8 protein-coding genes are annotated in these 10,544 nt (G+C 47.8%); 4 read left to right on the top strand and 4 right to left on the bottom strand.

Features of this window, described 5'->3' with window-relative positions; translation table 11 throughout:
• Positions 1-362: 362 nt before the first annotated feature.
• The 3 genes from RIG27_RS33265 to RIG27_RS33255 all read right to left on the bottom strand — a co-directional run bounded on the left by RIG27_RS33265 (position 363) and on the right by RIG27_RS33255 (position 3,392).
• Entirely contained in the window at positions 363-974 is a 612-nt protein-coding gene (locus tag RIG27_RS33265; RefSeq protein ID WP_446351313.1) for a cation diffusion facilitator family transporter, read from the bottom strand.
• Between the two features lie 480 nt (positions 975-1,454).
• Positions 1,455-2,438 (bottom strand): quinolinate synthase NadA, encoded by a 984-nt coding sequence (gene nadA / locus RIG27_RS33260; protein WP_446351312.1) that lies wholly within the window; start codon positions 2,436-2,438, stop codon positions 1,455-1,457.
• Positions 2,439-2,555: 117 nt separating this feature from the next.
• The gene (locus RIG27_RS33255) at positions 2,556-3,392 is read right to left on the bottom strand and encodes an alpha/beta hydrolase (protein WP_446351311.1); all 837 of its coding nucleotides are present in this window, start codon (positions 3,390-3,392) and stop codon (positions 2,556-2,558) included.
• Positions 3,393-3,456: 64 nt separating this feature from the next.
• On the opposite strand from RIG27_RS33255, the gene gcvH reads away from it, so the two are divergent.
• Positions 3,457-3,855: a glycine cleavage system protein GcvH gene (gene gcvH / locus RIG27_RS33250; protein WP_446351310.1), complete on the top strand. Its 399-nt coding sequence runs from the start codon at positions 3,457-3,459 to the stop codon at positions 3,853-3,855.
• A gap of 133 nt (positions 3,856-3,988) precedes the next feature.
• Here gcvH and RIG27_RS33245 read toward each other — a convergent pair whose 3' ends face one another.
• Positions 3,989-4,141, bottom strand: coding sequence for a hypothetical protein (locus RIG27_RS33245; protein WP_446351309.1), 153 nt, complete (start codon positions 4,139-4,141; stop codon positions 3,989-3,991).
• Positions 4,142-4,165: 24 nt separating this feature from the next.
• Here RIG27_RS33245 and gcvP point away from each other — a divergent pair, with 24 nt between their 5' ends.
• The 3 genes from gcvP (at position 4,166) to RIG27_RS33230 (ending at position 10,354) form a co-directional block, all read left to right on the top strand.
• Entirely contained in the window at positions 4,166-7,147 is a 2,982-nt protein-coding gene (gcvP, locus tag RIG27_RS33240; protein ID WP_446351308.1) for an aminomethyl-transferring glycine dehydrogenase, read from the top strand.
• Positions 7,148-7,711: 564 nt separating this feature from the next.
• Positions 7,712-9,151, top strand: coding sequence for a GTP-binding protein (locus RIG27_RS33235; protein ID WP_446351307.1), 1,440 nt, complete (start codon positions 7,712-7,714; stop codon positions 9,149-9,151).
• A 318-nt stretch (positions 9,152-9,469) separates the two neighbouring features.
• Complete coding sequence (locus tag RIG27_RS33230; protein ID WP_446351314.1) at positions 9,470-10,354, top strand: methyltransferase domain-containing protein; 885 nt, start codon at positions 9,470-9,472, stop codon at positions 10,352-10,354.
• Positions 10,355-10,544 lie beyond the last annotated feature (190 nt).

The following is a 10,544-nucleotide window of genomic DNA, read 5'->3' as shown; positions in this document are numbered from 1 at the left end:
TACAAGAGGGGGGAGGACAGAGGATGCTTCGCTTTTGTTGCATGGGGGAGGACAGAGGATGCTTCGCTTTTGTTGCATGGGGGAGGACAGAGGATGCTTCGCTTTTGTTGCATGGGGGAGGACAGAGGATGCTTCGCTTTTGTTGCATAGGAGAAGGGGAACCGGAATGATTAATGATAAAAGATGTAGCTGCCTATGTCTGGAATATAACACCTCACCCCCAGCCCCTCTCCCCAGGGTGGGAGAGGGGCTGGGGGTGAGGGGCTGGGGGTGAGGGGGTTGTGGCTTAAGTTGACACCAATGGATACTATCGTGCCCCTACAAATGGTGACTTATTGAATTTAGAGACATGGTATAGTGATTCAGTCAACATCAGATTCGTGAGCTTCTTCCCAAATCTCCCAGCCTTCTTTAATCAAATAAAACACGATAATAAATCCAGCAAACGGATCAGCTTGCCAGAAGCCAAACCAGTAATTTCCTGCTAACCCTAAAAATAATGCGACCGAAAGGAAGGAACACACCAATGTTTCTTTAGCATCAGCAATCAATGCCCTACTATTGAGTTGTTTGCCAACTTTATTTTTTTGCCATGCCAACAGGGGCATAATCATCAATGAAAGTAGAGCCAGAAGTATACCCATAAATGATGGCTCTGGAACATCTTGGTTAATTAACTTCCTCAGCGATTCAAATCCAATATACCCAGCCATTAAGAAAAATGTAATTGCCACAAACTGGGTAGCTTGTCGCTCAATTTTGGCTTCAGCTTCTGGTGTTAGACTTTGATGCTGGCTGAGACGCCAAATTAAAATACATCCTGATAAGGATTCAACAATACTATCGAGTCCAAATCCAATTAATGCAATACTATTATTAATCGCGCCCAAAAGAATAGAAACAATGGCTTCAAGAATGTTATAGCCAACGGTAAAATATTCTAAATAAAGTCCTTTTTTATAAGGCTGGCTCATTAAGAAATGCCTCGGCAGGATTTGTGGGGTTAGTTGATAAGCTGTCATGCATTTAAATTGGGAATAGGTAGCGAGCAAGATGCAAAGCCTGCGGCATGGCTTCGCTTAACGCACTACATGGATTTCGCGATTATTAACATTAAGGTTTAAATGCCGAACAGCTTAGGTTCGATATAAGATATGATTAATAAGATTTTTCCCTGTATGCCAGGTTGGGATTAGGGCGGGTTTCGTTGTGCAGTTTGAGGTTGGTTAATTCATTTTAACCCTAAACCCGCCCCTACATCTTTGGCGTGCGATCGCGCCGAAAAATCCGGTGGGTTTTGTTGTCCGGTTTTCGGTTAATATATCAATCTGATATCGCAGCATAAAATCCCATTTAGGGGCGGGTTTAAGACGAAAATTAACAAAACCCGCCCTTCCCCACCCTGTCACTGTGTCTGAAAGAAAGCGTAAGTCCTGCCCTAATTTTTGCTGAACTTAAACCTTAACCTTAGCACTCATGTCTAACATGCGCTGAATCGGTTGTAACGCCGCAATCCGAATGTGTTCAGGTAAGGTAATTTCTGGCTGACGCTGCTTCATCGCTAGATAAAGTTTTTCCAGCGTATTCAACCGCATGAACGGACATTCATTGCAGTTACAATTATTCGTGGCAGGCGCTGGAATAAAGCGCTTATCGGGCATTCGCTTTTGCATTTGGTGAATAATTCCCGGTTCTGTCGCCACAATAAATTTTGAACCGGGACTGGTTTGCGAATACTTCAACAGTGCAGTTGTTGAGCCAATATAGCTGGCGTGACGTAATACTGGAGGTTCGCATTCGGGATGGGCAATAACCTCAGCGTCTGGGTGTTCAATCTGAAGCTGGACAATTCTTTTTTCCGAGAAGGTTTCGTGAACAATGCAACTCCCTTGCCACAGGAGCAAATCCCTACCCGTCTGCTGCATTACATAGCGTCCTAAATTCCGATCGGGGGCAAAAATGATCGCTTGATCGGGGGGAATTTGCTGGACAATTTCGACGGCGTTGGAACTGGTGCAAATAATATCGCTCATCGCCTTAATTTCGGCGGAGCAATTGATATAAGAGATGACCAAATGGTCAGGGTGTTCTGCCTTAAATTGGGCAAATGCATCCGGGGTACAACTATCAGCCAGAGAGCAACCCGCGTTTAAGTCGGGTAGAAGAACAAGCTTGTCAGGATTGAGAATTTTGGCAGTTTCTGCCATGAAATGAACACCCGCGAAGACAATAACATCTGCATCTGTATCAGCAGCTTGGCGGGAAAGTCCTAAAGAATCGCCAATATAATCGGCAATATCTTGAATATCGGGGTCTTGGTAGTAGTGGGCGAGGATAACGGCGTTGAGTTCCTGCTTGAGGGTGTCAATGGCGTCAAATAGGTCATCGGGGATTGACCCAAAGGGTTGTTTCGTTTGAGGCAGTACGGTTGTAAACAATGTTGTAAATTACCCGGAATATATACCTTCCAAATTAATTATAGTGAATTTTACCAAAAATAGTAGGGGTGATGTCATTCTTTCATGACTAATTGGTCATTTGTCATTTGTCCTTTGTCATTCGTCGGGGGATTGAGTTTTGGCGACTAACTGGGCAAAATCCTGTAACGTCTCGCCATATTGCTCTCCAGCCACCCAGAACAGATCATTATGACTAGCACCCTCTACCCAGAAGGAGCGTTTCGGTTCAGGGGCGGCGGCAAATAGGCGTTTTCCGTGGGAGAGGGGAATCGTTTCATCGGCGGTGCCATGGATGACTAAGACGGGACAGTTCACCTGGCTAATCTTGTCCAGGTTGGGAAATTTATCAAAGGGCAAAATTGGGATGGGTAGCACGACGCGAAAGGCTGAGGTGAAACTGCTTTCGAGGATTAAACCTGCCAACGGGTGACGGGCGGCTAAATCTACGGCTGAACCGCCGCCGACAGAACGTCCATAAGCGATAATTTGTTTTGGGGGTACTCCCAGTTGCTCTTTTAAATAGGTAAAGGCAGTGTCACTATCGCGATAGGCATTCTGTTCAGAGGGACTTCCCTGACTCGTGCCATAGCCGCGATAATCATAGGCAAAGACGCTAAATCCGAGACTGTGGAGATGGTGCAGCAGTGGCTTAATCTCACCTATGTCTTCAGCATTCCCGTGAATGTAGAGGATAGTATAGGTAGCTGTCGGATTGGGCAAGTAAACGGCGGCAATGTGGAGATCATCAGCCGTCGTCAACTTGAGAATGTCAGGGGTGTCTGGGTAGCTGGAGGGGCGCGGTATGAAAATCATCCGATCTGCCATGAAGTAGACGTATACGGCAAAGAAGACGTAAATGAAAATTAGCGATCGCACGCCTCGTTTCCAGCTAAACTCACCTAAGAGCCGTCGTTTGAGAGTTTCTTTATCCATGGCGTTGATTATGACGTAATTGGAAGTTGTACACTGAGCGTTGCTACTTTGTTGAGGAGATGAAATGGCTTTAGAGTATCCAGAGGACTTAAAGTATCTAGATAGCCACGAGTATGTACGACTCGATGGGGAAATTGCCACCATTGGGATTAGTGCCTTTGCCATCGATCAGTTAGGTGATATTGTGTTCATCGAACTGCCTGATGTGAATAGTGCTTTGGAGAAAGGGGAAACCTTTGGCACGATTGAATCGGTGAAAGCCGTTGAGGATATGTATGCCCCGGTTACGGGAACGGTGATTGAACGCAACGATGCTGTCGTGGAATCGCCCGAACAGATTGCTGAAGATCCCTACGGTGAAGGGTGGTTTCTGAAAGTGCGAGTCAATGATGCCGATGAATTGGAAGACATGTTGTCGGCGGCTGAATACCAGGCTCAGGTTGAGGGAGAGGAGTCAGCCTAGGGGAGCAGGGAAAGCAATGTAGAGACGTGCCATGGCGCGTCTGGGAGCAGGGGTTGTAGAGACGTGCCATGGCGCGTCTGGGTGTAGGGGCGGGTTTGACAGATAACATGGGAGCACCAAACTGATAACTTGACTAAACCCGCCCTTCTAGGGAAGCAGGGGCAGAAAATTGACAAAGGATGAATGACGAATGACAAATGACAAATGACCAATGACAGCACGATTCTGAATGGTTTGTTAAAAAATAATAAGGAGTCGCGCTGACTCTAGCGACTTGATCCACCAAAATCCTTGAATGAATCGGTTTGATATGGCTAACTCAAATGTCTCCGTTAATCCAGACACAACCCTCAATAGCTTCTCGAATGATTCTCAGCCCACTCTTTCTGCGGCGGCGGAGCATCTCATATCAACCGATTCTTTTGCCAGACGGCATATTGGTGTCAATGCTGAAGACGTAACGCAAATGCTGGATGTTTTGGGTTACTCCAGCTTGGATGAACTGATTGATGTCGCGGTTCCCTCCACCATTCGCCTGAATCATCCTCTCAACTTACCCCCCGCCCAAAGCGAAAAAGCTGCCCTTGCCCACCTTCGGGATATTGCCTCAAAAAATCAGGTGTTTCGCTCGTTCATCGGTATGGGATATCACGACTGTATCACCCCACCTGTGATTCAACGGAATATTCTGGAAAATCCCGGCTGGTATACCGCCTACACCCCCTATCAAGCCGAAATTGCTCAAGGGCGTCTGGAGGCGTTGCTAAACTTTCAAACCCTAATTATTGAGTTAACGGGTTTGGATATCGCCAATTCGTCGTTACTGGATGAGGGAACAGCAGCGGCGGAAGCTATGAGTCTGAGTTATGGCTTGTGCAAAACCAAAGCCAATGCCTTCTTTGTGTCTCAGGATTGCCATCCCCACACGATTCAGGTGGTGCAAACCCGTGCCAAACCGTTGGGAATTGAGATTGTTGTCGGGAACCATCAGACATTTGAATTTGACTTGCCAATTTTCGGGGCATTACTGCAATATCCGGCTACCGATGGCACGATTTACGACTATCGGGAGTTTGTTAACCAGGTACATGAGGCGGGGGGTTTAGTCACGGTTGCCGCTGATCCTTTAAGTCTCACCCTGCTTACACCCCCAGGTGAATTCGGTGCAGATATTGCTGTAGGAACGACGCAACGCTTTGGTGTCCCCCTAGGATACGGTGGACCCCATGCCGCCTATTTTGCCACCCGTGAGGCGTATAAACGCCAGGTTCCAGGGCGAATTGTCGGGGTGTCTAAGGATGCCCAAGGTAAACCCGCTTTACGCCTTGCCCTGCAAACCCGAGAACAGCATATCCGTCGGGATAAAGCCACGAGTAATATTTGTACCGCCCAAGTTTTGCTGGCAGTAATGGCTAGTATGTACGCGGTTTATCATGGACCAGAGGGACTTAAGCAAATTGCCCAGCGTGTGCATCGGTTAACGGTGATATTGGTAGCTGGGTTAGAACGCTTGGGTTATAACATTAGCTCACAACCGTTCTTTGATACAGTACGGGTTGAATTGGATAGCCAGGAAGTCGGCGATATCCTCAAGGCGGCAGACGCTAGGGGTATGAATCTACGGGTGTTGGATGAAAGTGCGATCGCGATTACCCTGGATGAAGTGACAACGTTCCAAGATGTGGTGACTCTCCTGGATATTTTCGGATCAGTTGGTGTTGAGGGTATTGATTCCCTACCGTTTCCTGTGGATTCTCTGCTCAAACGAGAGGTTGACGAGTTTGAACCGCCTTTTGCCCGCACCAGTGCCTATCTGACTGACCCCGTTTTTCACCGTTATCATTCAGAAACTGAGTTATTGCGCTATCTTCATCGTCTCCAAGCCAAGGATTTATCTCTCACCATCTCAATGATTCCCTTGGGTTCCTGTACGATGAAACTCAATGGCACTGCTGAGATGATGCCGATTACTTGGGCGGAATTTAGCCAGATTCATCCCTTCGCCCCCTTATCTCAAACCCAGGGCTATCAGCTTTTATTCCAGCAGCTTGAGGCGTGGTTGGCAGAAATTACTGGATTTGCCGGGATTTCCTTACAACCTAATGCGGGGGCGCAAGGGGAATATGCGGGATTGCTGGTGATTCGCCAGTATCACGAACATCGAGGTGAGGGACATCGCCAGATTTGTTTGATTCCCCAATCTGCCCATGGAACCAATCCAGCGAGTGCGGTGATGGCAGGATTAAAGGTGGTTGCTGTTACCTGTGATCACCAAGGAAATATTGATTTAGCGGATCTGAAGGCAAAGGCAGAAAAGTACAGCCAGAATTTAGCCGCGTTGATGGTGACATATCCGTCTACCCATGGCGTTTTTGAGGAAGACATTCGCGAAATTTGCGATACGATTCATGCTCATGGTGGACAGGTGTATCTGGATGGGGCGAATATGAATGCCCAAGTGGGATTGTGTCGCCCTGGGGATTATGGGGCAGATGTTTGCCATTTAAATTTACACAAAACCTTTTGTATTCCCCATGGTGGTGGGGGTCCGGGAATGGGACCGATTGGGGTACAGTCTCATTTAATGCCGTTTTTGCCGGATGTGTCGTTTGTGAAAGGTTATGGATCAGTACCCAATAACGACTCGGTTGGTGTTGTGGCGTCAGCCCCCTGGGGGAGTGCCAGTATTTTACCGATTTCCTGGATGTATATCGCGTTAATGGGGGCAGAAGGGTTAACCCAAGCGACGAAGGTGGCGATTTTGAATGCAAATTATATTGCCCATCGCTTAGCGCCCTATTATCCGATTCTGTATCAGGGGAAATCGGATTTGGTGGCGCATGAATGTATTTTAGATTTGCGGGGCTTGAAAAAGTCTGCCGGGATTGAAGTAGATGATATTGCCAAGCGGTTAATGGATTATGGGTTCCATGCGCCAACGGTTTCTTGGCCCGTGGCGGGGACAATGATGGTGGAACCGACGGAAAGTGAATCAAAGGAGGAGTTGGATCGATTCTGTGATGCGATGATTGGAATTCGCCACGAGGTTAAAGCGATTGAGTCAGGGGAGGTTGATCAGGAGAATAATCTGCTGAAAAATGCCCCTCATACGGCAGAGGTGTTAATTGCTGGGGAATGGAATCGCCCCTACTCTCGCGAACAAGCGGCTTATCCGGCACCGTGGACAAAGGAACACAAGTTCTGGACAGCAGTAGGGCGGATTAACAATGCCTTTGGCGATCGCAATCTGGTTTGTTCTTGTGTGGGTATGGAAGCGTATAGTCAGGATTAATTGGGGCTCCCCCAGAAGGGCGGGTTTAGTCAAGTTATCAGTTTGGTGCTCCCATGTTATCTGTCAAACCCGCCCCTACACCCAGACGCGCCATGGCACGTCTCTACAACCCCTGCTCCCAGACGCGCCATGGCACGTCTCTACAGCCCCTATCTATTACAGCAAGCGACGCTAGGATCAAAGTAAGCTCAAACCTAGCGCTGGAGGTGTCAACGACCCGTCGCTAAAAGCGAGGGCTCCTTATAGCCCAAGTTGACCAGCCTAAGTGCTACGCGCACTACGTTAACGGCAAGTGTTAAAAATCCTACCTTGGGATGCGTGCCAGTTCCAAGCTCTAGAACCGAGTGGTTAAACAGGTAAACAAGGGTTAAGCCAGTACTGCTTGGAAAGTACCGACCGTTAACATTGGCGAGGCAAACTTTACCCCGAAAGGGAGTTGGGGCAACCATACCCCAAGGGGGGAGCAACCATACTCCCCCACCAATTTTGTCCAAGGAAAGTAGTACATCCTGCCCTGCTTTCCTCCCGTCGCTAAAAGCGAGGGTCTCCAGCAGGTTTTTTAAGATGATTTTGACTAACAATCCTCCTGATTCAAACCAAGACTGGGATTGGGCAATGTGGAGTGTTGATGCGGTTCAGGGGGAACTCCACTACAAACGCGCTCAAGACTCTTTGCGTGAGTTAGTCAGCAATCTTGACTTAACCTCCCAAGAACAAGCGGGGTTAGAATCAGAAATTGAGGATTTAGCCAACCTCTTGGACAAGCTAGAACACAGTTGTGTGCAACTCGCGGCTTTTGGTATGGTTGGGCGGGGCAAATCTTCGGTACTGAATGCGTTATTAGGACAACCTGTGTTTGAAACCGGGGCGCTGCATGGGGTGACTCGCAATGCTCAAACGGCGAATTGGCAGTTAAGTCAAGAAACCTTGGCAAACACGGATCAGGAAATCTTGCGTGTGGCTCTGCCCAGTATTGGAGAGTCCCAAATTCAGTTTATTGATACGCCGGGGATTGATGAAGTTCATGGAGAAACCCGTGAGGCGTTAGCGGTAACGGTTGCTAGACAAGCGGATCTGATTCTATTTATTATCGCTGGGGATATCACCAAAGTCGAGTATGAAGCTCTGTCTCTATTACGAGATAGTGGGAAGCCAATGCTACTCGTCTTTAATAAAATAGACCAATATCCCGACGCTGATCGCGAGGCAATTTATCGTAAAATTCGGGATGAACGGGTAAAACAGTTGTTATCTCCGGCTGAGATTGTCCGGGTGGCGGCTGCACCCTTAGAAGCAGTAGCGGTGCGTCGTGCTGATGGGAGTCGGGCGATTCAACGGCGTCTGGGAACTCCCCAGATAGAAGAATTAAAGCTAAAAATATTGGAAATTTTGCACCGGGAAGGTAAATCCTTAGTCGCCCTAAATTCGATGATGTACGCGGGTGAGGTGAATGAACAACTGGTGCAACGGAAAATGGCGATTCGGGACGAAAGTGCCAATCAGGTGATCTGGAAAGCAGTGATGACCAAGGCAGTCGCGATCGCACTCAATCCAGTTACGGTTCTGGATCTACTCACAGCAACGGTTGTAGACGTAGTGATGATTCTAGCATTATCTCGCCTCTACGGTATCTCTATGACCCAACAAGGTGCAGTGGGATTACTACAGAAAATCGCCCTGAGTATGGGCGGAATTGGTGCAAGCGAAGTTTTAGCCACGTTGGGATTAAGTAGTATTAAGGGATTGTTAGGACTTTCGGCACCTGCAACGGGAGGAGTTACCTTAGCGCCTTATCTGTCTGTCGCCATAACTCAAGCGGGTGTCGCGGGGGTTTCGACGTATGCAATTGGACAAGTGACGAAAGTTTATTTAGCCAATGGTGCCTCTTGGGGAGAAGATGCCCCGAAAACTGTCGTCAGTCGGATTCTGGCATCGTTAGATGAAACTTCAATTCTCAATCGGATTAAAGGAGAATTGGCAGCGAAATTAGGTCGCACGTCTTAATCTCGCTTGTTATCATTATATCACAATATTTTCATTCCGCCATTCATCCCACCACTAAAACTAAATAGCCCCCTCAGCCAAGAACTGAGGGTTTTTTTTGACTTTTCACCTTTTTTTCACAATTGTTCGATAGGTTTAATCATAGTTGTTACCCTGATGTGGAAGTGATTACCCACCCCCTGCTAAAACGGCGGGGGTATTTTTTTGTCTATTTTTTTGTCCATGTTGGTCGATGTGCCGATCATCAGCTTCATATCTTGATTTACACTCTTTACAGGGAAAAACCAATGACCGATGACCAATGACGAAGGACAATTCATGAGTTCAACACTTCAGCGTCAAATTCAGCAGTTTTACGACGCCTCCTCTGGACTGTGGGAACAGATTTGGGGCGAACACATGCACCATGGTTATTATGGTCCGCTGGGTCGTGAGAAAAAAGGTCGGCGTCAGGCGCAGATTGATTTAATTGAGGAATTGCTAAGTTGGGGTGACGTGCAGCACGCCGAGACTATTTTGGATGTGGGGTGTGGGATTGGCGGAAGTTCTTTGGACTTAGCCCAACGGTTTGGGGCGCAGGTACAAGGGATTACCTTGAGTCCCGTCCAAGCGGCGAGAGCAACAGAACGGGCAAAAGAGGCGGGGTTAGAGGCTGAGGTGGCATTTCAGGTGGCTGATGCCTTGGATATGCCGTTTGCGGATAACCATTTTGATTTTATCTGGTCGTTAGAAAGTGGGGAACATCTACCCGATAAGCAGAAATTTATGGCAGAATGCTACCGGGTTCTGAAACCGGGTGGGACATTTCTGATGGCGACGTGGTGTCATCGTCCGATTACGCCAGCCACGGGAGACTTGACGGTGGATGAAAAGCAGCATTTAGAGCAAATTTACCAGGTTTACTGTTTACCTTACGTGATTTCATTGCCAGAGTACGCTGCAATTGCCCGTGAGTTATCTTTTGCGGATATTCGCACCGATGATTGGTCAGATGCAGTCGCACCGTTTTGGGATATTGTCATTGATTCAGCCTTTGAACCGCAAGCGTTAATCGGTTTACTCAGAAGTGGTTGGGGTACAGTGCAAGCGGCGCTATCGTTAGGGTTAATGAGTCGGGGGTATCGGCGGGGTTTGATTCGGTTTGGTGTACTCTCTGCTCAGAAACCATCAGCTATAACATCTCCTCTCATCGCTGCATCATAGATTACAGCGAGAGCCTCCTTGCGAGAAAAGGTGAAATTATGTTTACAGGATAAACTACCCAGACCTGCTAAGAGCTGAGGTCTGGGTTTTTAGTAGCCCGCTCAGTCATCGAACAAGCTAAGACTTCGGCGTGAGCGCTCAGTCGAACGCTGAACATACTTAATAGTTCGGCTTAGCTTGCACGATAACC

The organism is Coleofasciculus sp. F4-SAH-05, from assembly GCF_040222985.1.
GTDB lineage: Bacteria > Cyanobacteriota > Cyanobacteriia > Cyanobacteriales > Coleofasciculaceae > Coleofasciculus > Coleofasciculus chthonoplastes.
The sequence above is the reverse complement of the archived record's forward strand: the minus strand, read 5'-3'. Positions and strand labels throughout refer to the sequence as shown.